The organism is Jilunia laotingensis, from assembly GCF_014385165.1.
GTDB lineage: Bacteria > Bacteroidota > Bacteroidia > Bacteroidales > Bacteroidaceae > Bacteroides > Bacteroides laotingensis.
The window spans coordinates 327,811-352,355 of record NZ_JACRTF010000001.1 but is presented as its reverse complement, the minus strand read 5'-3'; the positions used below and the strand labels follow the sequence as shown (position 1 = coordinate 352,355).

General features: G+C 38.5%; 18 protein-coding genes. 12 read left to right on the top strand and 6 right to left on the bottom strand.

What is annotated here, in order from left to right:
* The first annotated feature begins 8 nt into the window (after positions 1–8).
* Positions 9–1,532: a glutamine-hydrolyzing GMP synthase gene (gene guaA / locus H8744_RS01515; RefSeq protein ID WP_262433152.1), complete on the top strand. Its 1,524-nt coding sequence runs from the start codon at positions 9–11 to the stop codon at positions 1,530–1,532.
* 678 nt (positions 1,533–2,210) lie between these two features.
* Here the strand turns inward: guaA and H8744_RS01510 are convergent.
* The gene (locus H8744_RS01510; protein WP_262433151.1) at positions 2,211–3,737 is read right to left on the bottom strand and encodes a tetratricopeptide repeat protein; all 1,527 of its coding nucleotides are present in this window, start codon (positions 3,735–3,737) and stop codon (positions 2,211–2,213) included.
* A 201-nt stretch (positions 3,738–3,938) separates the two neighbouring features.
* On the opposite strand from H8744_RS01510, the gene H8744_RS01505 reads away from it, so the two are divergent.
* The 3 genes from H8744_RS01505 to H8744_RS01495 are packed head-to-tail and all read left to right on the top strand — an operon-like array spanning position 3,939 to position 7,746.
* On the top strand, positions 3,939–5,054 hold the full coding sequence (locus H8744_RS01505; RefSeq protein WP_262433150.1) for a hypothetical protein: 1,116 nt from the start codon (positions 3,939–3,941) through the stop codon (positions 5,052–5,054).
* Between the two features lie 12 nt (positions 5,055–5,066).
* Positions 5,067–6,704 (top strand): Omp28-related outer membrane protein, encoded by a 1,638-nt coding sequence (locus H8744_RS01500; RefSeq protein WP_262433149.1) that lies wholly within the window; start codon positions 5,067–5,069, stop codon positions 6,702–6,704.
* Positions 6,705–6,717: 13 nt separating this feature from the next.
* Complete coding sequence (locus H8744_RS01495; RefSeq protein ID WP_262433148.1) at positions 6,718–7,746, top strand: hypothetical protein; 1,029 nt, start codon at positions 6,718–6,720, stop codon at positions 7,744–7,746.
* Positions 7,747–7,907: 161 nt separating this feature from the next.
* On the opposite strand, the gene H8744_RS01490 is transcribed toward H8744_RS01495, so the two are convergent.
* The gene (locus H8744_RS01490) at positions 7,908–8,597 is read right to left on the bottom strand and encodes a Crp/Fnr family transcriptional regulator (RefSeq protein WP_262433147.1); all 690 of its coding nucleotides are present in this window, start codon (positions 8,595–8,597) and stop codon (positions 7,908–7,910) included.
* A gap of 190 nt (positions 8,598–8,787) precedes the next feature.
* Between H8744_RS01490 and H8744_RS01485 the strand changes: the two genes are divergently transcribed.
* Positions 8,788–9,387, top strand: a complete 600-nt coding sequence (locus tag H8744_RS01485; RefSeq protein WP_262433146.1) for a MarC family protein — start codon at positions 8,788–8,790, stop codon at positions 9,385–9,387.
* Here H8744_RS01485 and H8744_RS01480 read toward each other — a convergent pair.
* On the bottom strand, positions 9,353–10,063 hold the full coding sequence (locus H8744_RS01480) for a rhomboid family intramembrane serine protease (RefSeq protein WP_262433145.1): 711 nt from the start codon (positions 10,061–10,063) through the stop codon (positions 9,353–9,355). The genes H8744_RS01485 and H8744_RS01480 overlap by 35 nt on opposite strands.
* Positions 10,064–10,290: 227 nt before the next feature.
* On the opposite strand from H8744_RS01480, the gene H8744_RS01475 reads away from it, so the two are divergent.
* The 3 genes from H8744_RS01475 to H8744_RS01465 are packed head-to-tail and all read left to right on the top strand — an operon-like array spanning position 10,291 to position 14,933.
* The gene (locus H8744_RS01475) at positions 10,291–12,231 is read left to right on the top strand and encodes a glycogen debranching enzyme N-terminal domain-containing protein (RefSeq protein WP_262433144.1); all 1,941 of its coding nucleotides are present in this window, start codon (positions 10,291–10,293) and stop codon (positions 12,229–12,231) included.
* Positions 12,232–12,245: 14 nt separating this feature from the next.
* Positions 12,246–13,514, top strand: coding sequence for a glycosyltransferase (locus tag H8744_RS01470; RefSeq protein WP_262433143.1), 1,269 nt, complete (start codon positions 12,246–12,248; stop codon positions 13,512–13,514).
* Positions 13,515–13,529: 15 nt separating this feature from the next.
* Complete coding sequence (locus tag H8744_RS01465) at positions 13,530–14,933, top strand: glycoside hydrolase family 57 protein (RefSeq protein ID WP_262433142.1); 1,404 nt, start codon at positions 13,530–13,532, stop codon at positions 14,931–14,933.
* Between the two features lie 113 nt (positions 14,934–15,046).
* Here H8744_RS01465 and bamH read toward each other — a convergent pair whose 3' ends face one another.
* Together bamH and H8744_RS01455 are read right to left on the bottom strand one after the other, a co-directional pair.
* Positions 15,047–16,615, bottom strand: coding sequence for a BamH family beta-barrel-assembly machinery protein (gene bamH / locus H8744_RS01460; RefSeq protein ID WP_262433141.1), 1,569 nt, complete (start codon positions 16,613–16,615; stop codon positions 15,047–15,049).
* Between the two features lie 24 nt (positions 16,616–16,639).
* Positions 16,640–17,467, bottom strand: a complete 828-nt coding sequence (locus tag H8744_RS01455) for a glycogen/starch synthase (RefSeq protein ID WP_262433140.1) — start codon at positions 17,465–17,467, stop codon at positions 16,640–16,642.
* A gap of 246 nt (positions 17,468–17,713) precedes the next feature.
* Between H8744_RS01455 and panC the strand changes: the two genes are divergently transcribed.
* Together panC and panD are read left to right on the top strand one after the other, a co-directional pair.
* The gene (gene panC, locus H8744_RS01450) at positions 17,714–18,562 is read left to right on the top strand and encodes a pantoate--beta-alanine ligase (RefSeq protein WP_262433139.1); all 849 of its coding nucleotides are present in this window, start codon (positions 17,714–17,716) and stop codon (positions 18,560–18,562) included.
* Between the two features lie 20 nt (positions 18,563–18,582).
* Complete coding sequence (gene panD / locus H8744_RS01445; protein WP_262433138.1) at positions 18,583–18,936, top strand: aspartate 1-decarboxylase; 354 nt, start codon at positions 18,583–18,585, stop codon at positions 18,934–18,936.
* A gap of 152 nt (positions 18,937–19,088) precedes the next feature.
* Here panD and H8744_RS01440 read toward each other — a convergent pair whose 3' ends face one another.
* Positions 19,089–20,921: a tetratricopeptide repeat protein gene (locus H8744_RS01440; RefSeq protein ID WP_262433137.1), complete on the bottom strand. Its 1,833-nt coding sequence runs from the start codon at positions 20,919–20,921 to the stop codon at positions 19,089–19,091.
* 322 nt (positions 20,922–21,243) lie between these two features.
* Here H8744_RS01440 and H8744_RS01435 point away from each other — a divergent pair, with 322 nt between their 5' ends.
* Complete coding sequence (locus H8744_RS01435) at positions 21,244–22,887, top strand: Omp28-related outer membrane protein (protein ID WP_262433136.1); 1,644 nt, start codon at positions 21,244–21,246, stop codon at positions 22,885–22,887.
* 29 nt (positions 22,888–22,916) lie between these two features.
* Entirely contained in the window at positions 22,917–24,539 is a 1,623-nt protein-coding gene (locus H8744_RS01430) for a T9SS type A sorting domain-containing protein (protein WP_262433135.1), read from the top strand.
* The last annotated feature ends 6 nt before the right edge of the window (positions 24,540–24,545 follow it).

Below are 24,545 nucleotides of genomic sequence, written 5' to 3'. Positions count from 1 at the left end.
ACATTTATATGCAGGAAAAAATAATAATCCTTGATTTCGGATCGCAGACTACGCAACTTATCGGTCGCCGTGTTCGCGAACTGGACACGTATTGTGAAATTGTTCCTTACAACAAGTTCCCTAAAGGAGATGAAAGTATAAAAGGCGTCATTCTTTCAGGAAGTCCTTTCTCGGTATATGATGAAAGTGCTTTTAAAGTGGATCTGAGTGAGATTCGTGGCAAATATCCCATTTTGGGAATATGCTACGGCGCACAGTTCATGGCTTATACGAATGATGGAAAAGTTGAACCGGCAGGTACTCGCGAGTATGGCCGCGCACATCTTACTTCTTTCTGCAAGGACAATGTGTTGTTCAAAGGAGTGAAAGAAAATACTCAGGTGTGGATGAGTCACGGTGACACAATCACAGCGATACCTTCTAATTTTAAGAAGATTGCCTCAACAGACAAAGTGGAAATTGCTGCTTATCAGATAGAAGGGGAGTCGGTGTGGGGCGTGCAATTCCATCCGGAAGTATTCCATAGTGAAGACGGTACTCAAATTCTGAAAAACTTTGTAGGAGATGTTTGCGGTTGCAAGCAAGACTGGTCTCCGGCTTCCTTTATCGAAAGTACGGTAGCTGAATTGAAAGCACAGTTGGGCGATGATAAAGTGGTACTCGGCCTAAGCGGTGGTGTCGATTCGTCCGTTGCGGCTGTGTTATTAAACAGGGCGATCGGCAAGAATCTTACTTGTATCTTTGTAGATCATGGTATGTTGCGTAAGAATGAATTCAAAAACGTGATGCATGATTACGAATGTCTCGGTCTGAACGTGATCGGGGTAGATGCCAGTGCCAAATTCTTTGCTGAGTTGGAGAGTGTAAGTGAACCAGAGCGTAAACGTAAAATTATAGGTAAGGGCTTTATCGATGTGTTCGATGAAGAAGCTCATAAAATAAAGGATGTGAAATGGCTGGCGCAGGGAACTATTTATCCTGACTGCATTGAGTCGTTGTCCATAACTGGTACGGTTATTAAGAGCCACCACAATGTGGGTGGTTTACCCGAAAAGATGCATCTTAAGCTTTGTGAACCACTTCGTTTGCTGTTTAAAGATGAGGTTCGTCGTGTAGGACGTGAGTTGGGAATGCCCGAACATCTGATCACCCGTCATCCGTTCCCGGGACCGGGTTTGGCTGTACGTATTCTTGGAGATATAACTCCCGAAAAGGTTCGTATCTTGCAAGATGCAGATGATATCTTTATTCAAGGTCTGCGCGATTGGGGATTGTACGACCAGGTATGGCAGGCTGGAGTGATTCTGCTTCCGGTACAGTCTGTAGGTGTAATGGGAGATGAGCGTACGTATGAACGTGCTGTTGCCTTGCGTGCCGTTACTTCTACCGATGCAATGACCGCTGATTGGTCGCATTTGCCTTATGAATTCCTTGGGAAAGTCTCCAATGACATTATCAACAAGGTGAAAGGTGTAAACCGTGTAACCTATGATATTTCGTCAAAACCACCCGCAACAATTGAGTGGGAATAATAGCTGGTAGCTGATTATCAATAAGATAATCCCTCTCTTGGATGATACTTGAATAGCCTCGACTTGCATAAAGCCGGGGCTATTTAAGTTTATGGCAGGCGTTGATTACTATTTTATAGAAAATTCATGGTTTGCTTGACAATATGATGTTTTTTCCCTTTTATTGATGACGAAGCTCTTTTGTGAAATGGACGAAATAGCGTTGAGTTTTGCTGTTCTCAAAGTGAAAACGAGCAAAAAGCTGCTTTTAAACATATTAAATAGCCTTAATTGGCGGATTGGATCGCTGTTCTCATCAAATGAAATAGCCATTGCCAACAGATGAAATAGTAATAGCCAATGGATGGAGTAGCTATTTCCATCAAATGGGATAACCTTTTCCGGCAAATTGGGGGTTAAAAGACCAAGAAAACATGTGTTTTTCCTCTTTTTCTCTCTACTTGCCTTCTGTTGGCTAAATCTTTCTTTTTGACGGATGGAAATTGGAATCTTATTATGTTTGTCGTTTTTGAAGTATCAAAGGAATATACAGAGAATTATATGTCTTATTTCGCTGATTGGCTTATAAAATGAAAAATGCTAATCGCTCTGCATTACGTTTTTCTTAATCAAGCTTGACATTGATTGGAATATCGCTACTGAGGACGTATTGGAAATGCAAAGTGTCAAAAAGATATTTTAGCTGTCAAGCTGTTTGATATACTCATCCAGAGAGACGTCTTTGTCCAGATTCATTTTCTTCTTCATGCGATAACGGGCTATGGTGACCGTTTGAGGCTGTACGGAAATAAGTTGTGCTATTTGTTTGGTGTTCAGGTGCATCTTTAGATAAGCGCATAACCGCAACTCATTATTACTTAGTCCGGGGTGCAGTTTTAGTAAAGTATTAAAGAATAAAGGGTGTATTTCATTAAATTGCAGTTTGAAAGCTTCCCAATCGCTGTTCTCGCTTAAAGCTTCGTTTATTTTTCCTTTTATTTCTTTTTCAGTAGGAGCTTCAATCTGCCCTGTCTCTTTATAACCTTCGATCTGGTTTTTTAATTTTTTGAGTACTTCATTCTTTTTCATGAGGAGCATGGTGTTGGTTGAAAGTTCTCTGCTTTTTGCTTCTACTTTGTGATGTTCGTTGACAAGTTTTGTGGTATACTCTTTTCTTTCTATCTTTCGAAGCTTCTTCTCGGCTTGTTCACGTTTATAGAGAAGGAATATAATGATGCCGGACATTATCAGAAGGACTGTCAATGCAATTCCTACAAAAATAGACCGTTCCTGTTTTTGTTTTATTTCCATTTGTGCCTGTTCGAACTTGAGCTGTTGCTGCTCGATTTCTTTGCGAATTTCAAGATGTTGGATGTGTTTGATCGCTTTTGTTTTGTTATCAAGCTTTTGGCACTCTTCATATTGTAACTGGAAATGGTAAGCTTTCTCCCATATCTTCTTTTTCGCATAGAGTTGTGATAGCAAGCTGTATGTATTACCTTCTAACGAAGTAAGAGACGATTCGTTTTCATCTTGGTGTAGCGAATCATATATTTGATTAACGTATTTTTCTGCGAGAATCAGGTTGCCGGTTTTATAATTTACCCATCCCAAATTTAGTATGGCGGCACGTATCAATTGGCTATCATCTGTTTCTAGGGCAAGATCATAGGCTTCAATTATGTATTTCTTTTCTTCTTCAATATCATTAAGGTAATCACAATAGGCAAATAAACAGGCGATTTTTAATTTGATATTTTGTATTTGAGGCAGTTCCTTTTCTATGACCATTTTTAAGAGATCACATGCTTTTTCGGGCTTTCCGCTATTTCCATAACACAGAGCTAAATCTTTTTTGCAAAAAAGTTGCTCTTCAACAGCGTTCATGGACAGAAACAGACTGTCGGCTTTTTGAAAATTTGTTATTGCTTTTTCGTATTCTTGGATTTCCATGAAGATGAGTCCCATGTTTGCATAGCATCTGGCGGCATTTCGGATATCACCTGTCTTGAGAAATAGTGGTGCGCTTTTATTAAAAGTATTGAATGATTGTACATATTCCGAATGATGTAGCTGTTCGATCGCTTTTTGGAGTGTGACACGTGAAGAATCGTAGGACAAACTATCGGAAACGGCATCCGTCTTCGTCCTGAAAGAGGCTGTTAAGCCTGCATTTAGAAATGATGTATTAGTTACAAGGATTATGAGTAAAATAATGTATTTCATAGTACAAATATAATATAAATTGGTCAATGTATATGTTTTGTATATTACTTTTTTTTGCACTTACGCATCGATGTGTATAAGTTTGCAAAATAAGTCGTAAATGTTTTAATCTGAAATTTAGAGTTGAATTGTCTTTTCACTCCGACTGAATTAGAAGCTTACATAATGTGTTTTTATTACATTTCAAGAATGGAGGATAGTATGAAGAAGAAAGTCGTTTTTTTATTTTTCTTAATTAGTATCATTGTTACTGCTGCGTGCAATGATGAGAAGGAAATCACCGATCCGGTGATAGGAGGCAAGGGAGATGAGGGCATAGAAGATACCGTCATATATCTTAATCATTTTATTTCCGGTGAGTTCTACGGAGATAGTAACGGGAATGGGACTAATTTTATTTCTATGGTACTTTCAGATGGTCTGGACTGGAATAGGGAGCAAGAAGGATATACAAAGAACGGTAAATACGTCCTTTTAGAGATCAATTCGAAAATGAGATCCGACTATATGCCGGAGGTAGGAACGTATAAGCCGGTTTCGCTCGTAGGAAGCCTTGTCGGAACTTTCAATCCGGGGGAACTTATTTGCAGTGACGGGCCTTGTTATGCGGTGTCTACTTACCTGTCGGAAGTGGATCGTGAAGGGCATGAGATTTTTACAGCATTGACAACGGGGAAAATTGTTATTTCTAAAAATGAAGATGAAGTATATTCCATCGTGATGGATATGGAAGATGAGGACGACAATCCGGTTCATGTGGTGTACGAAGGGAAGCTCCCACTTATTTTTGTCGGTTATAAATATGAACCTCAGCAGGTATCAGAATTGAATCTTGTGCTTGAAGAGGTGGTGCGTACAGAGTATTGGGGAGACTTTTTCAAAAATGGGACAAGTGACATACTGCTGGATTTTACCACATCGGATGGGAAATATGGGGTGGGGTTGGAGCTATTCTGCCCACCGGGTGATCGGACTTCGATCACTACAGGTAGTTATACTTTTTCAATGGAGGAGAAAGAGATGACCGCAAAGCCAGGGTATTTTAACCCTTATGGTACGTTGTATCCAAGTTACGCATTCAAATTGGGAAAGGCAGAATATGAAAGTATTTGGTGGCTGAGTCTCGGAAAGGTAGATGTAAATAGATCTGATGATGGAAAATACAGGATCGAGGTCGATGGATATTCCTATTTTGGGAGTCATATCAAGGCTGTGTATGATGGCGAACTCACAATTTCGGATGCAACGATGGCACCGGTGATGAAGGTTCGTGCGCTGAATCGAATGGAAACCAAAAGTAATAGTGTATTAAAATAAACAAGCGATAAAATGAAAAAGATAATTTTTATAAGTATGATTTTCTTAGGAATCTCAGCTTTATTAATATCCTGTTCCGATGATAATATTCCGCCTGTCGATATCCCGGGGATTTATGACGAGACTATACCTTCCGTATTGGTTGGGTATTGCCAAAATAATTATAGCCTTGCTTTAGGTACGGAAACAGAATCGTTAATGGGAGCAGCCATCAAGATGGACACAATTTTGGCGGGTAAGGGGTCGCAGATAATAGCGGTTCGTATCGGGCTCTCTACAGAGGCTGCCGGACTCTCCGGGGAGTTGTGCATTTCAAAACGTTTGAAATCAAAACCCCTGTATTCCCAAGAATTTGTTGCACAGGGTACAGGTTGGGAATATATAAAATTGGACTCTCCTTATGAATTAAACGAAAAAGACACTTTGTATATCAGCTATACGCTTACTGGGAAGGGGCAATTGATCGGTTATCAGAATACAGGTATAAAAAATAGCAGCAGTGATATGGTGATGATGGACAGGCAATGGTTACATCTGACTTCTGCTTCTATCACTGGGCAGGTCTGTATACAAGCGGTAATAGCCGGTAATGAGAAGTTACCCCTATCTTATGACTTGTCGCTTGGGACAATGGAATATGCTCGTTATGTCCAAAGTGGCGAGGAGAATCCTCTATCGGTTGTTGTGACAAATTATGGCTCTGCTATACTCAATGGTTGTGTCTTGACATTCATTGACGGAGCTGACAAAAAAGAAATTACGATTTCCGATAAATTGCCGAACGGGAGACCTGTTAAAACGGTTCTTCAATTGCCTGACAGAGAGGAAGGAGTGAGGAATTTTACAATCAAGGTACGACCGGTAGATGCTTCGGTGAAGGAGCTAAGTATGGCGAACAATGAATTGTCGGGCGTACAGGATATATATGGGAAGTCTTTCGAACGTACGTTGTTGCTTGAGCAGTTTACAGGTCAAGGGTGTATGTATTGTCCTTCGGGAGAAGAAAATCTTAGTAAGGTAGTAGGTGAAAACCGTTCAAGAGTGGCTTGGGTGGCTCATCATGTCGGTTTTGGTGATGATCTGATGACTATTCCCGTCAGCTCCAACTATATCCGTTTTTACAATAGCGAATCTACCTATGCTCCTGCCGTAATGATGAATCGTACGTCTCTTTCATGGAAAGGAATTCTTCAACCCGTGTTCAGTTCATTTGATCTTAAGGAGGAAGATATAAAGCAATTACTAACTGAACCTGCTCATGTCAGTGTTAACCTGGATATGAACTATGAGCCTCAAACTCGAGCTTTGAAGATCACCGTTGAAGGTACTTTTCTAATGAAAGATGTAAGTTCGCGGTTGACGTTGTTTTTGGTGCAAGATGGAATAGTTGGCTATCAGGAGAATGGAGGAAAGCAATATGAACATAAAGCTGTCATACGGGCATGTCTTTCGGATGCTTGGGGAGATGCTTTGATGGCTGATGAAGATGGTATGTTTGAAAAGGAATATGATTATATCATACCTGAGAAAATTGGAACTTTTGATTGTGATGTGAATAAAATGTACATCGTTGCCTTTGTTGCGGATTATAATCCTGATGATATAAATGATTGTAAGGTGCTTAATGCTGCATTTAAATATATTAAATAAGAAGGAGGTATTTATGAGAAATGGTTTGATTTTAGGATTAGTGTTATCTTTATTTATAGTCGCATCCTGCAATAACGATGATGAGAATCCACAAGAAAAATATGACGGGGTGGAGTTGACTACGGTTCTTAAAAGTCAGTGTTTTGGAGACGCTTATGGGCAAGGAGTGAATGTTATAGACCTTAAACTGTCCACTGGAAGTATTCATACGGATGGGGCAGGTATGGAATTCGAAGGAGAGGGAACTTGTCTTGTACTTTCTTTATTCAGTAAGATAACGGACGGCATGTTACCATCTGATGGAAGTTATAATGCAGCAGATTGGAATAACTCAAATTTGGTTCAAACTTTCGATCCCGGATATTGTGAATATCAGCAAGACTATGATGAGTGGTTGGCGAGTGGAACTTATGTGGTTACAATTGATGAAAACGGTCAGAAATCTTATATGGCACTCCTTGATGGTGAACTGACTGTTTTATCAACAAAAGAAGGATATGAGATTCATGTGGCTTTGACAGACGAGAGTGGTAAGGTGTTTAAAGCACGTTATATAGGAAATATTAATTTTGATGTGCCTGCACCTGAAGATAAATATAAGTATGAGGAAAAAACAGTGGAGACTTTGACTCCTTTGATCGTTTCGGTTGATGTCCATAATTACGGACAAGACGCGGTGACGGGATTGGTTAATTATAAAATAACTATCTGGATGGAAAAACAGGCAGTGGCACAATTTATGCTTTATATGCCTTCGATGACCAAAGACCCAATACCTGATGGGAAATATAGTGTGAACGAACAACCTGTGGAGAATATGCTTTTGGCTGGATATTTTGAAAATGAAGGATTTTTGGGTAGCTGTTTGGTTCAATGGGATGAATCTTTTTCACATGTAATGAAGGTTTGGTATTTAGTCGAGGGAGAATTCGACATAAAGAGTTCTGAGGAAATTATAGAATTTACTTTTAATGGTTCATCGGCCTATGGCTCTTCCTTCATAATTAATTATAAAGGTGAATATCAATATAGGGATGTATAACAGTAAATTCTACTTATTAATCGAGAAGGATAATCAGATATCTTTTTAGTAACTACTAAACATTAAAAAGAGGGTAGGACTATTGGTAAAGTCCATACCCTCTTTTTAATATTTAATTTTATTTCAATAAGAGAGACTTATCGGTCTCTTATATGGTAGAGCTATTTTATTAAACGAAGCATATCCCACTCTGCAAGGGCAGCTGCATCGGGAATAATGATCTCTTTTCTTCGTAAAGTCAATAGATTCAATTCCTGAAGACCGTTCAGGGCTTTAGATACATTCAACCGTGTATCATCCAGATAATGGGCAAGATCATCCATTTTTACTTTCAGGATTTTTTCTCCCTGTGCTTTTTCTATATGAATCAGTATGAAACGGACAATCTTATTCTCAAGATCTATCGGAGCTTTTTCCCACAACCGGGCGTAAAGGTTTTGTGCCCGGTTGCTAATGATATTCATATAGTTGAGACGGAATATCTCGTATTTCAGCAACCCGGAAAGCACAAATGATTTACTGATGCTTATGGTATGAACCTCCGTGCGGGCGAAATAACTCGAGGCATAATTAACGTTCATTCCAAACAAAGCATAAGGCTCTACGAGATAAGGAGCTTCTACATGTTCTATAAAAGTAAACAATCCGTCTTCTGAAGTTGTCTGGAGAGATATTTCACCTTTCAATAAAAACAGTAGTTGATCACAAGGGGTATTACTTTCTATGATCAAATCACCTGGTTTATGTTTTGTAAAATGTAATTTAACTTTTTCTAATATATTCGTGAAGTCTTCATGGCAAAGCCCTTGAAAAAGAGGTAATTGCAATAAAGTATCAAACATCGTTTCCATATGGTCTAATCTTATAAAGTTTGTTTTAAGCAAATGTAATCATAATCAAAACTTGTCGGATTTATTCTCCTTCTCTTTTTGTTTTTTTATTATTTCTTAATTTAACTCCTTCATAATTAGATTCCTTTTGTATTCATGTTGCACTTTTCCAAAGAAAATGGTAACTTTGCAAAAAAAAGGAGGAAGAACTATGTTTTCAGATTTTAATTTCCAACAAATGATTAGTGCATTTATTGTACTGTTTGCAGTGATTGATATAATTGGTTCTATTCCTATTATAATAAGTTTAAAGGAGAAAGGTAAAGATGTCAATGCGGTAAAAGCCACATTGATTTCATTTGCGTTGATGATCGGCTTCTTCTATGCCGGTGACATGATGTTGCAATTGTTTCATGTTGACATTGAATCATTTGCCGTAGCAGGTGCTTTCGTCATTTTCCTTATGTCCTTGGAAATGATTCTCGATGTGGAGATATTCAAGAATCAGGGACCTATTAAAGAAGCTACACTCGTACCGTTGGTTTTTCCGCTTTTGGCGGGAGCTGGGGCATTTACGACTTTGTTGTCGTTACGTGCCGAATATGCTAGTATAAATATTGTGATCGCTCTGATCCTAAATATGATCTGGGTTTTCTTTGTGGTCAGTATGACCGGTCGTGTCGAACGTTTCCTCGGTAAAGGTGGTATCTATATTATTCGCAAGTTCTTCGGAATTATATTGTTGGCTGTTTCAGTAAGATTGTTTACAGCGAATATTACGTTGCTGTTGGAGACGTTGCAGAAGCATTGACTTCATTCTCATTCTGATCATTGGGTTGGTGCGTTTGAGGATTGCTCTCAGGTGATTCATCCGTCACTTCATCATCCTCTTCCTCTTCATTTTCGAAAGGTTCTGGCTTTTGTGGTCCGTATTTCATAAATGCCATGGCACAGAGTGTACCCATGATTGCTCCGCTGAGATGCCCTTCCCATGACGTGTTTGCCGGGGTGAAATAGGGAAACATTTGCCATACCAGACCGCCATAAAGAAAGGTGACGAGTAGCGATATGGCAATTAGTGGGATATATTTTCTTAGTAATCCGCTAAAGAATAAGAAAAATGCCAATCCATAGATAATGCCGCTTGCTCCAATGTGCCAACCGGGCTTCCCGATAAGGAAAGTAAATGCACCACAGCCAATCCAGATGATAAAGAAAATGTATGGGGCAATCCCTCTATAAAAATAAAATAAACACCATGAAAGAAAAAATAACGGAATGGTGTTAGCAAACAAATGAGCGAAATTACTGTGTATTAATGGATGTGCGAAAATACCAAACACTCCTCTTGTCTCTCGCGGGTAGACTCCCAGCCGTGAAAAGTCCCAGTCCATACCTACCTCTAATACTTTTATAATATAGAGAATAAAAATAAGAAACAAGGGAAGCATCATAGCCAGAAATATTCGTTGTAAATCCTGCTTCATTTCTCTACTTTTTTATTAATTCCGTACAATGCTACGAATATTTCGAGAAAAATGGAAAATAAAAACCGTTTTTATTTTTGTTTTTACCTTTAATTCGTATTTTTGAGCGCTGTAGTATTGATTTGAGCAGTACATATTATATGATGGCGTATAATCTTGATAAGTATTTGCCATTATATATAATGTGAAAAAACGAAAATTAATTAACCTTTAAATAATGTACAACTATGAGTTATTTACATTTTGACAAGACCCTTATGATTAATCTGGAAGAATCATTGCCAAGAGAGATTCTCCGGACAAACCGTGCGGGAGCTTATCATTGTACGACGATTGTAGATTGTAACACACGCAAATATCATGGATTGTTGGTGATTCCCGTCCCCAATCTGGATGATGAAAATCATGTGCTGCTATCTTCTCTTGATGAAACGGTAATTCAACATGGTGCGGAGTTTAATCTGGGTTTACATAAATATCAGGGGAATAATTACAGCCCGAATGGGCATAAGTATATCCGTGAATTCGATTGTGAACATATCCCGGCTACAACTTACCGTGTTGGTGGAGTAATTCTACGCAAAGAGAAAATCTTTGTACATCATGAAAACCGGATTTTGATTCGTTATACTTTAGTCGATGCGCATTCTGCCACGACTTTACGTTTCCGTCCGTTTTTAGCTTTCCGAAGCGTGCGCGAGTATACCCATGAAAATGCGCAGGCAAGCCGTGAGTATCAAGTGGTAGAAAATGGGATCAAGACATGCATGTATCCGGGATATCCCGAGCTGTACATGCAATTGAATAAGAAAAATGAATTCCACTTTGATCCGAATTGGTATAAAGGCATTGAATATCCAAAGGAACAAGAACGGGGATATGATTTCAATGAAGATCTCTATGTTCCGGGATATTTTGAAGTGGATATCAAGAAGGGGGAAAGCATTGTTTTCTCAGCAGGAATTTCAGAAGTATCTCCTCGCCGTTTGAAACAGATTTTTGAAACTGAAGCCGAGGACAGAACACCTCGTGATAGTTTTTATCATTGCCTGAAGAATTCGGCACATCAATTCCATAACAAACAAGAAGATAACCATTATATTCTTGCCGGCTATCCGTGGTTTAAATGTCGCGCCCGGGATATGTTTGTATCGTTGCCCGGATTGACGTTAGCTGTAGAAGAGATCGATGAGTTTGAAGATGTTATGGCAACGGCCGAGAAGGCAATTCGTAATTATATTAATGGAGAGCCAATCGGATGTAAAATTTATGAAATGGACGATCCGGATGTTCTCTTATGGGCAGTCTGGGCTTTGCAGCAATATGCTAAAGAAACTTCTCGCGAACAATGTCGTACGAAATATGGTTCTTTGCTGGAGGAGATCATGGAATTTATCCGCCAGCGTAGACATGACAATCTTTTCTTGCATGAAAACGGGTTATTATATGCCAATGGTTCGGATAGAGCGATTACTTGGATGAACTCTACTGTTAATGGACGTCCGGTAGTGCCGCGTACGGGATATATTGTTGAAATAAACTCCTTGTGGTATAATGCATTACGTTTTGTTGCAGATTTGGTTCGTGAAGGGGGCAATGTTGTTTTGGCAGACTCGCTCGATGCACAGGCGGTAATCACCGGAAAGTCTTTTGTGGAGGTTTTCCGCAATGAATATGGCTATTTGCTTGATTATGTGGATGGGAATATGATGGACTGGAGTGTACGTCCTAATATGATATTTACGGTTGCTTTTGATTATTCTCCTCTGGATCGTGCCCAAAAGAAGCAAGTACTCGATATTGTGACAAGAGAACTGCTTACTCCGAAGGGACTCCGTACGTTGAGCCCGAAGAGTGGAGGGTATAATCCGAATTATGTAGGTCCTCAGATTCAGCGTGATTATGCTTATCATCAGGGAACGGCATGGCCGTGGCTGATGGGATTCTATATGGAAGCCTATCTGCGGATTTATAAAGTGAGTGGTATATCATTTGTAGAGCGTCAATTAATAGGCTTTGAAGATGAAATGACCAGTCACTGTATTGGCTCTCTTCCCGAACTATTCGATGGCAATCCACCTTTCAAAGGGCGTGGAGCTGTATCGTTCGCGATGAATGTAGCCGAAATTCTGCGAATCCTTAAACTGTTGTCAAAGTATAATTTATAAGAGGAGGGACGAAGATGAAAGTTTTAATGTTTGGATGGGAGTTCCCCCCGCATATCTTAGGAGGTTTAGGAACTGCCAGCTACGGTCTGACAAAAGGAATGTCTTTGCAAGAAGACATGGAAATTACTTTTTGTATTCCAAAGCCTTGGGGTGATGAAGACCAAAGTTTTTTGAGAATAATCGGAATGAACAGTACGCCGATAGTATGGCGAGATGTGAATTGGGACTACGTACAGAACCGTGTAGGCAGTTACATGGATCCGCAGCTCTATTACGATTTGCGCGATCATATCTATGCTGATTTTAATTATCTGAATACAAATGATCTGGGATGTATCGAGTTTTCGGGTCGTTATCCGGAAAACCTACATGAAGAGATAAATAATTATTCTATTGTAGCGGGTGTCATAGCCCGTCAGCAAGAGTTTGAAATAATCCATTCACATGATTGGTTGACTTATCCGGCAGGCATACACGCCAAGCAAGTTTCCGGTAAGCCGTTGGTGATTCATGTTCATGCTACGGATTTTGACCGTAGCCGTGGAAATGTGAATCCAACTGTCTATGCTATTGAAAAGAATGGTATGGACAATGCCGACCATATCATGTGTGTGAGTGAACTTACCCGTCAGACGGTAATCCATAAGTATTTTCAGGATCCGAAGAAGGTATCTACCGTACATAATGCGGTTTCGCCTTTATCACAAGAAATTCAGGACATCGTTCCGAATAAGAATCCGAAAGAGAAGGTAGTGACTTTTCTTGGACGTATCACGATGCAGAAAGGGCCTGAATATTTTGTAGAGGCAGCGGCTATGGTATTGCAACGTACTAAAAATGTGCGTTTTGTGATGGCTGGTAGCGGTGATATGATGAACCAGATGATTCGCCTCGCAGCTGAACGCGGAATTGCCGATCGTTTTCACTTCCCCGGTTTCATGAAAGGTAATCAAGTGTATGAGGTTCTTAAATCGAGTGATGTATATATCATGCCGTCGGTTTCTGAACCGTTTGGAATTTCTCCGTTGGAGGCTATGCAATGTAGTGTCCCGACAATTATTTCCAAACAATCGGGTTGTGCCGAGATCTTGGAAAAATGTATCAAGACTGATTACTGGGATATTCATGCTATGGCGGATGCAATTTATTCCATCTGTACCTATCCGGCTTTATACGAGTATTTGCGTGACGAAGGCAAGAAAGAAGTAGATGAAATTAAGTGGGAAAATGTCGGATACAAAGTACGTGGTATCTATGACGAGGTAATTAAAAATTATAAATAATAAAATAATATAGATATGAGAACAATCTGTCTTTATTTTGAGATACATCAAATTATTCATCTGAAACGTTATCGTTTCTTCGATATAGGCACCGACCATTATTATTATGATGATTATGCCAATGAAACAAGTATAAATGAAGTTGCCGAACGCTCTTATATTCCGGCACTTAACACACTGATTGAAATGGTGAAGAATTCCAATGGTGCTTTCAAAGTGGCACTTTCGATTTCGGGAGTAGCTTTGGAACAGCTTGAAATTCACGCTCCGGCAGTGGTGGACTTATTGCATCAACTTAACGATACAGGTTGTTGTGAATTCCTTGCAGAACCCTATTCACATGGTTTGTCATCATTAGCCAATGAAGATTGTTTTAAGGAAGAGGTGATGCGCATGAGTGCTAAAATCAAACAGATGTTTGGTAAAGCGCCAAAAGTATTCCGCAATTCAAGTTTGATTTATTCTGATGAGATTGGGACTATGGTTGCTTCAATGGGCTTCAAGGGTATGTTGACCGAAGGTGCAAAATATATTTTGGGTTGGAAGAGTCCTCATTATGTATATCACTGTAATCAGGCTCCCAGTTTGAAGTTATTATTGAGAGATTTTAAATTATCGGATGATATTAGCCTTCGATTCTCAAATTCAGAATGGAGCGAGTATCCGTTGTTTGCTGATAAATATATCAGTTGGATTGATGCTTTGCCACAGGAAGAACAGGTAATAAATATCTTCATGGAATTGAGCGCGCTTGGTATGTCGCAACCGCTTTCTTCTAATATTCTGGAGTTTATGAAGGCACTTCCGAATTGTGCAAAGGAAAAGGGGATTACATTTTCTACGCCTTCGGAGATCATTACAAAGCTAAAATCGGTTTCTCAATTGGATGTTCCTTATCCTCTTTCTTGGGTAGATGAAGAGAGAGATACCAGTTGTTGGCTCGGTAATGTGATGCAGCGTGAAGCTTTTAATAAATTGTATAGTGTGGCAGAACGCGTCCATATGTGTGATGACCGCCGTATTAAGCAGGATTGGGATTATCTGCAAGCAAGCAATAATTTCCGGTTTATGACAACTAAAAATACGGGTATCTATTTGAATAGAGGCATTTATGATTCTCCCTATGATGCCTTTACCAATTATATGAATATTTTGGGTGATTTTATTAACCGTGTAAACTCTCTGTATCCGGAAGATATTGATGATGAAGAATTGAACTCTCTCTTGACCACTATTCATAACCAGGGTGAAGAGATTGCGGAACTTCATAAAGAATTGGAGTTGCTGGAGGCAAAAGTAGAGAAGGCTAAAGCTTCAAAAACTGCCAAAACGAAAGCTCCCGTTGAAAAGAAGGAGAAGGAAGCAAAAGCACCTAAAAAGACTGCCACTAAAAAAGCTGTTTCTAAAAAGACGGAATAAGTCAATTGAGATAATAGAATAAACACAGAGAGGATGGGATTACATAATCCCATCCTCTCTGTGTTTATTGACTTCAATAAACTCAATGCCTTGTTGTCATTTATTTCCCCTACTTAAAAGCTTGTATAAATTATATCCAAGGCCAATTTTCCTCCTTGTTCTCCACCTTTTAACTTCGCATATCCGGGTTGGAGATCATTAAGAACACTGATAATCACCTCTGTCTGATTCGATGTTGTAGTAGTAATAGTAACTGGAATAACGGCAATTTTATCCCATTTAGTCACTTCTTCCCAAGCTTCAATGGTGGTTACCGGTTTTCCATCAACTCCTAAAATATCATCTATTCGTCCATCCGTTTGGAGTGCAAGAACTGCTGCCTCTCTTTCCGCCTTGCATGTATTGATCAATCTGGTTATGTTTGGGAAAACATATTGATTGGTATTGACTTTGTTATGCACTGCTATATAAGAAGTGACATCATCATTTATTTTGTTTTCTTCGAAGAATTTATCCCTATCCTTCTCACGTAACAATAATAGATAAGTAGGAGCAGTCATGTTATACTTACTGTTATTGTTCGATTGGTTATAGTTGGTAAATGACAGTTTAACTGTATTCAGCGTATCATTACCTAGCGAATCGAGTACACCTTTTTTACCTTTTGGGTCTTTGTTTATAAGTGGCAAGGTAGCTTGAGTATAGATACCTGCAGGAGTTTTAAGGTAAGTGCAGGTTTTATCGTTCAACTTCTCCTGTAGCTTACTTTCATCGTTCTTGAACGAGTTTGCCTGAATAATTTCCTTGGTAGCAGTGAAAGAACGGTAACCATAAGCTGTGGAGTCTACTTTGCTGTCATATTTCTTCGGTATTATAACTCCTAAAGTGTCTCTAACAAATATTTCGTAAACTACATTTAGCTGAATTCGGTTGATATAAAGTATGGTTCCATCTCCGTAGTCATTTTTTACGTAAACTCCTTTTAATAATTCACTGAATTTATTGGCAAAGTCTACATTTTCTTTATCAGCCTGTCTGCTTGCTTTTAAAATTTCCTCACCTAAAGAGTTCGGAAGGGTAACGGTAACACTGGGATAATAACCGCTACTTTTTCTGATGGAATCGGACACTGATAAGTCTACTGCAGTGTAAGCTTTTCGACCTAATAAGGCGACCGGATCATTTTTAGAGTAAAATTCTCCCGGATCAATGTCTGTGTAATAAGCTGTTTCCTTGTCTAAACTTTTATTCAAACGGTAAACACTCAACCGGGAGGCAGTAAGGGAATCACCAAAATAAGTACTGTACCCTAAGATTAATTCTGTACGGTAAATTCCGTCTTTAACCATTATGGCTTTAGGGTTATTGCGGTCTGCTTCGTTTTTAGGATCACATACTACTGGAAAATGAAAACCCTCATTACAGTGGAACTGCGTGAGGAACCCTGCTTCATAATATCCAAAGTCTTGGTCTGTGAATTTTCCCAGATAACCGATACTTGTTTTTGCGAATGTGTTTTCAGCTAATTCTGATTTGGTTGTTACTTCGAATGTGGCTAATTTACCATTAATATTCTGGTCGCTGCCGGGAAACATATCCAATCCCAAAGTACCTGTGTTATCATCACAACTAAAGAAAGTCAGTGACACAAAAAACACGATCCATAGATATTTTACTTTCATGATCATTGTAATCTTGATTCAACTTTATTTATCCTGTTCAGTTTCCCAAACTTTATCATAAAACTCGTTGCAAACCTCGCTATACGTTTCGGGAGACTGATAGTCAAGTACCAATTTACCAGATTGGCGCGCGTGATTTATAACGTCTTCATTTACATGCTCACTGTTCTGAATAACTCCGTCAGAGTAATCTACAGCAAGTTTGCAAAGGGTAGTATAGTTTACTGGTTCCTTCAGCATGGCTACATCCTTTTTATTGATTCCTTTTAGCATCAATTTTGTTGCAAAATCACTACTAAAGGTGTTTTTAAAGTCATCCTCATATAATGAGAATACTACTTTTGCATCACGGAATGAAGGCTCATCTTTATAAGCTTTTTTGATATACAAAGGAGCCAATGCAGTCATCCAACCATGACAATGAATTACATCCGGACACCAGCGAAGTTTCTTTACTGTTTCGAGTACACCACGGGCATAAAAGATGGCACGGCTATCATTATCATCATATTCCACTCCGTTTTCATCAGTAGCTTGTAAGCGATTCTGGAAATAGTCGTCATTATCTATGAAGTAAACTTGCATACGGGCTGACTGGATGGAAGCAACTTTAATGATCAATGGATGGTCAGTATCATCAATAATCAAATTCATACCGGAGAGACGTATCACTTCGTGCAATTGATTCCTTCGCTCATTAATGTTTCCCCATTTGGGCATAAAAGTTCTGATTTCCCGGCCTTTTTCCTGAATGGCTTGTGGAAGATATCGGCCTACTTTTGCCATTTCAGATTCTGAAACATAAGGAGTAATCTCTTGTGTAATAAATAAAACTTTGTTCGCCTTTGTCATAATAGCAATCCTTCTCGTAATTTATTCTGCAAAGATATAAAAAAAACGGGCATTAAAGCAAGCTCACGGGCTGTATAATTCCTTATGAATTGTTAAGTGCTTGTATATCAGATGTGATTGAATGTACCCCGTAGCTGACGTTCCCGCTAACTTTTGCATTAATTTACGATATTTCTTCTTTATATGGTAAATAATGGTTTATTTTGCATCGTTTTTCAAACAAGAAAGAATTATAAACCAATTAAAATGAAAGTAATACATACGATCAAGGACTTACAGACTGAGTTATCAGTTCTGAAGGTACTGGGGAAAAAGGTAGGTTTGGTACCTACTATGGGTGCCCTGCATGCTGGGCATGCATCACTTGTTAAGCGTAGTGTAAATGAGAATGATGTAACGGTAGTCAGTGTTTTTGTAAACCCTACTCAGTTTAATGATAAAAATGACTTGGTGAAATATCCTCGTACATTAGATGCCGATTGTAAATTACTGGATGCCTGTGAAGTAAATTTTGTGTTTGCACCTTCAGTCGAAGAGATCTATCCTAAACCCGATACACGTAGTTTTAGTTATGCACCGCTTGATACGGTGATGGAGGGGGCTTTCCGTCCTGGCCATTTTAATGGTGTATGCCAGATTGTGAGTAAATTGTTTGATATTGTAAAACCCTATCGTGCTTATTTCGGTGAAAAGGATTTTCAGCAGTTGGCAATTATTCGTGAAATGGTGCGTCAGATGAAATTCGATTTGGAGATTGTCGGTTGTCCTATTGTGCGTGAAGAGGATGGATTAGCCCTCAGTAGTCGTAATGCCCGTTTATCAGCGGCAGAACGTGAAAATGCATTAAATATTTCCCGGACATTATTTAAAAGTCTTACCTTTGCAGCCGATCATTCTGTGAGTGAGACACAACAGATGGTAGAAGATGCCATCAATGCTACCTCAGGGTTGCGTTTGGAGTATTTTGAGATAGTCGATGGGAACACTTTACAGAAGATTGGAGATTGGAACGAAACTTCATATGCGGTAGGCTGTATAACAGTATTCTGTGGAGAAGTCAGACTCATTGATAATATAAAATACAAGGAAGTTTAAATTAAAAAGACCAAATCCTTATGATGATTGAAGTGTTGAAGTCGAAGATTCATTGCGCGCGAGTGACTGAAGCCAATCTTAACTATATGGGTAGTATAACGATTGACGAAGATTTGCTTGATGCAGCGAACATGATTGCCGGTGAGAAGGTTTATATCGCTGACAATAATAACGGAGAGCGTTTTGAAACCTATATTATCAAAGGTGAACGCGGTTCGGGTAAAATTTGCTTGAATGGAGCTGCTGCCCGTAAAGTACAACCGAACGATATTGTGATTATCATGTCATACGCATTAATGGATTTTGAAGAGGCTAAATCTTTTAAACCGTCAGTGATCTTCCCAGATCCGGTGACAAACAGTGTGGTGAAATAATACAATGTTATCTTTGTATATAGATTAAGATTCCCGTGTGCATAGAATTGTTGCAGACGGGATTTTTTTATCTAGCTGGTTCATGTTTGGATGAGGATACTGATTTTTTTGGAGACAACTACTAAAAGCTAAAGGAGAAAATTTAGAGAGGCTTAGATTCGGGATATAAATTCGATTAAATTTTCTTCAAGATTAATATTTAATTTTCTGCGTAAACGGTTTCTGGCTGATTCCACACTTCTTACTTCTTTGAATGTGATGGCCGCAATTTCTTTAGACGAGAGTCCTAAGCGGAGAAAAGCACAGAGACGTTTTTCTTTCATGGTCAAGTCCGGATAGCTCTGTTCCAGATTTTTATAGAATGACGGATGGACTTGTTCAAAATAGTACCGGAATTCATCCCAGTTGTTTGTTGAACTCTGTTGTTGGAGTTTGATTTGAGTTTTTTGTATTTGGCTTTTATGTTGACGGTCTCTGGGATTAAGCTCCAAAAGTAATTGTTTTAACTCTTCGTTGATGTCGGATATGAATTCGTTCGTTTTTATCATATATAAGGTGTAAGAAGTAAGTTCACGGTTACGTTGGTCGATAATATGGCTTAATTCTTGTTCTTTTTGATTTTGCAGTTCTTTTTCTTTTTCAAAAAGTGATGACTGCTGTTGTGCTAATATTGTTTGAGTTTTCCTTTGTTTTTCTTTGTTCATAGAATGGTAGATAAGAAGAACTATCGTGATTATTAGGCAGAAGGCAAAAGCTGCCATAATGATCCAAAGACGGTCCGAAGTAGCTTTCTGCAAACTGATGTCTTTAATCAGTAACTCGTTTTCCTGCATTTTTTTCTCAGCATCATAAACGCGCTCCATATTGGTGATCTTTTTATTATTGTCTGCAGCAGATATGGAGTCTCCGATAATAGCAGCAGTTTCCAGTGCCTCGTATGCCTTCTGGTAATTTCCGTTAGTTGAATGAAATTTTGCCATTTTGCGTTGAAGAGTACTTTCTATTTGTCTGTTTGGGAGGGTTTGGGATTCCGACAATGCCTTTTCTAAATATATGAATGCAGAATCTTTTCGTCCCATTTTGTCAAAAGTTTCAGAAAGTAAATTATAGGTTTGTATGAGATCGGAATGGAAACCGTATTTTTGTTGATGGATCATAGTATTTCGTAAGTAGCTCATGGTTAATGCATATTCATTTTTCATCAAGTAGAGACCGGCTATATTGGTTTGCATGAAATAGTATAAATATGCATCCGTTTGTTTATCCAACAATTGGATGGCTTCAAGTGCATAATCCAATGCGCGGTCTTCCATATTGCGGGTTATATAAATTCCTCCTAAATTGTTATAGTTGTAAAATAATTCCTGTTTATTATTGTTTTTCTTATTGATTGCTAATGCTTTTTCCAAAAATGTTAATGCCTTATCCAAATCGTTTTTTTTGAAATATATGCTACCTATATTATTGTATATTACTGCACTTTGATCTTCGAATTTATATTTTTCAGAAAGAGAAAGTGCTTTCAAATAATAATCCATCGCTCTGTTTGATAAACCGAGGTCATCATGACATGCGCCAAGTGGTATGTAAAATAGAATAAGTGATTTTATTTCATCTTTCGATAAGTCCGTTTTTTGCTCATAATATGCTATTACTGTCAGATAAAGCTCGACGGCTCTCGTTAAGGTACCTTTCTCTCTCAACTGGACTCCTATATTGCTGATCATTTTGACGAATGCACTCTCTGAGATTTGGCCCGATTTTGTTATGGAGTCTATCCTTTGTTCCAATTCTTTTTTCGTGGATTCCGGGAGGGGCTCTTTTTGAATAATGGATTTTGTTTGTTGGAGTATTGTAATCTGTTGGTCTTTTGCTTGGATGGTAAAACTAATAGCCATTAGAATGCCTAAAAGACAAAAGAAGCGTTTGTTTCTATACAGATTATAAGCAAACGGTAGTGTTTTGATGGTATTATATAGTTTCATCGCTTTGTTTTCTAACAATTTTGTGGAAACAAATATAGTGAAAAACAATATGATTCTACAAATATTCACTATGTTTTCTTTCTTTGTTGATTATTCGTAAACTTTTCTATAGGTTTAAAAGTATACTTCCTTGATGGGGTATTTGTTTTATATGGTTCTGCTATTTGTTGTATATTAGTTAGTTATGATATATTGCCGTAGTGTTTGGATTCGCTAAATTCTGTTGGCGTAGTTATGCTATGGTGACTTTTTCTTTCTTCTGGAAGCCTCAATTTATATTTGTGGAAATTTTTAGTATTAATCTTAAAAACTCAGATTACGTATGAAAAAGAAGACTACACTATTTTTTCTTATTCTGATTTGTATGACTCCTTTTTTTTATGCTCAGTCACCCAGATTGGTTCTTCTTGAAGAATTTTCCAATACAAAGTGTGGACCTTGCATTGCATTCAGCCCCCGGCTGGATTCTCTTCTTATGGTCAGATTGGGTGAAGTCGTAAGCATTCAGTACCATGTGGGATGGCCTGCTTCCAATGATGAATTCTATCTGAATCAACAGGAAAGTCAGGATGAAAGAATCAAATTTTATGATGTAACAGGTGTGCCCTTTATCAATTTGAATGGGACTCCTGTCCGAACCGTTGCGAGTACTATATCTGATGAAATTGATAACTACTTGCAGGAGCCGATACAAATAAATCTCGGTTTAGAATCGAAAACAGAGAATGGCAAGTTGTTTGTTAAGGTTATATCAACTGCAATCCAAACTATTGAGAATGCAAACCTTCGTCTTTTTGTAGCAGTTGTTGAAGAAGAGGTAACATCCGAACAGAATAAGTTGCATTATACAAATATTTTCCGCAAGATGCTGCCGGATGCTAATGGATACGAATTGCCAGACCAGATGCAAGCAGGTCAGCAAGATGTATTTGAAGATGAGTGGGAGATCAGTGGTTTCTATAACGAAAAGGAATTGGCTATCGTTGCTTTTATTCAGGATATCAGCAATCATCAGGTTTATCAGGCGGCTTATGCTCCCCGTGCAACGGATAAGACGGATGCAGCAAAAGTTGTTTTGGTGGAAAATGTTCCTTCTAAAATATGCACTCCTCATTTTACTCCTAAAATTCGCTTTAGAAACATAGGGAAGAATCCTATGACATCCGCTAAATTGAATATTAGCATTAATGACTGCATACAACAAACGGATTGGAGTGGTGAACTTCAGTATCTTGAAAATGAGCAGATCGTTTCACCTGATTTTACTGAATACCAATTGGCAGAAGGATCAGCGATGAATAAAGTCGAGATTTGGTTGTCGGATATTAACGGAACAGAAGGTTGCAGCGAGAAATATGTTACCACATTTGAAAATTCGTTGGTTATCAAGAATCAAGTGCAGTTGACTCTTTTTACCGATAAGAAACCGGAAGAGATCAGTTGGAAACTTTTCAATTCGGCAGGAGATGTAGTTGATGAGGAGAAAAGTTACAATGAACCACGTCAATTTTATAAGCGAATATTATCTATTGATTCGGATGATTGTTACCAATTGATTTTTTATGATGCCGGAGGCAATGGTATTGCCGGAGAAAATGGAAATGGATATTACAAACTGGAACAAATTGAGGAAACCGGCAAACACAAACTTATTACACAAGCTGATTATAAGACTGCAGAACATGATGTCTATTTTAAAATGGAAAATGTGATTCCTGCCGGAATAGGAAGTTTGACTGAAGATGTAATGGAGTTTTTCTATGATGTAAATACCAAAACCGTGTTTTTTGACGACAAAGGATTGTGTAAAGACATTGTTGTTTACAACTTGGTTGGAGAGGCAGTGATGGAGGTGAAGGCATCCTCCGATAATGCTCTTCATCTTGATAATCTGCCCAAAGGAGCTTATTTGATGTGTATTAAGGTTGCAGGTAAACTTATGACACGAAAAATAGTAATCGAATAAATATAATCACCCAAATAAATAAAATACAAATGAAAAGAATTTTAGTATTAATGGTTTTAGTTGTACTGTATGCAACTGCCATGCAGGCACAATGGTCGGATGATCCTTCAGTCAATTTACAACTTTCAGATCAAAAGGGAGCCACTCCCGGAAGCATTAAAGTTGCTAAGACCACAGATGGCAAAATGTTTGTATCTTGGACTACTTATGAGGGGAAAGGTGGTCAGACAAGGTTGCAATTGCTTGATAAGAATGGAAATTTATTATGGGACAAAGGCGGTATTCTTGTAAGCGAACATCCAGCTGCTTCTTATACAACCGATTTTGATATGAAAACATCATCGGACGGATGTGCAATTATTGCTTATAGTGATTCGCGGACAGATCTTGAAACTTTACTTGATTTTAAACCTTATGTTTACAAAATAGATCAGGAAGGAAATTATCTTTGGGGAATCGATGGGGTCGCTATCCCATGTAAGTCACACCAAGGTATGCGTCCAAGAATTGGAATAACTAATGCAGGTTCCATAATAATTGGCTATTCTGATGCTATTAATGGATTGTTTTGCATGCAAAAAATAAATGAAGACGGGGAATTAGAGTGGGCACAAAATCTTGAATTTGGTGGCATAATGGGGAATTTTATTGCAACAGGTGAAGATGATTTTATACTTACTTGGTTTGGAGGTGGATTGCGTGCCCAAAGATTTGACACTTATGGTGAAGCAATTTGGGAGAAAGAAGTTGTCATTGAAGATGGCCTGACATTGAATGGGCATGTAGAACCTCAAATGCTTTCAGATGGCGAGGGAGGCTTTGCGATATGTTATGCGCGTGCTATTGGTATATCGGAACATTATGTATGTATTCAACGGGTAAGTGCTGATGGTGAAACCATGATGGGGATGCAATCTGTTGTTACCGGTGATGGGAGTGCCCTCCATTCTTGTGGACATATTGGCATTGATACACAGAATAAAACGATTGTTTGCCAATGGAATAAGCAAAGAGGAGATGATCAGAGGCATTTTGTGAATAAGTATGATTATTTTGGTGATCCTCAATGGGGGAAGGAAGGAATTGAATTAGACCTCAATTGGATGTTTGGATTTTATACATATGGAACTGTAATTACGGATGATCAAGGATGTATATTGATTTATTCTGATTATCAGGACAGTGCGGTGAAGGATAAAATCATGGCAAAAAAGCTGGATCAAAATGGGCAAGTGCAATGGACACAGGAACTTTGCAGTAATCTGGATTATAAATTACGGGGAGTTACATGTGTTCATGAAGATCAAATTTGTGTTTTCTGGTCATCGGAAACTAATACGGAAGTATATGGGCAGAACATCTCGTTGGACGGTAAATTGGGTGTTTTAGCTAGTGGAATTGAAAATTCGGTATTGAGTCAAAATGATGAGATTTATTATTCGGAAGGTTCTCTTCATATTTTCGGCAAAGCAGTTTCAGAAGGTCTTGCCAAATTGAAAATAGCTGATATCAGTGGTGCAGTCATTCATGAAAGCATGATTTCTATTTCGAATGCAACGACTTCTGTTCCTTTAAGTTTACTTCAGGGAGTCTATGTCATTCATATCAGTTTTGATGATCAGGAAATTGTTAGTAAAATTGTTGTAAGATAATTTGTA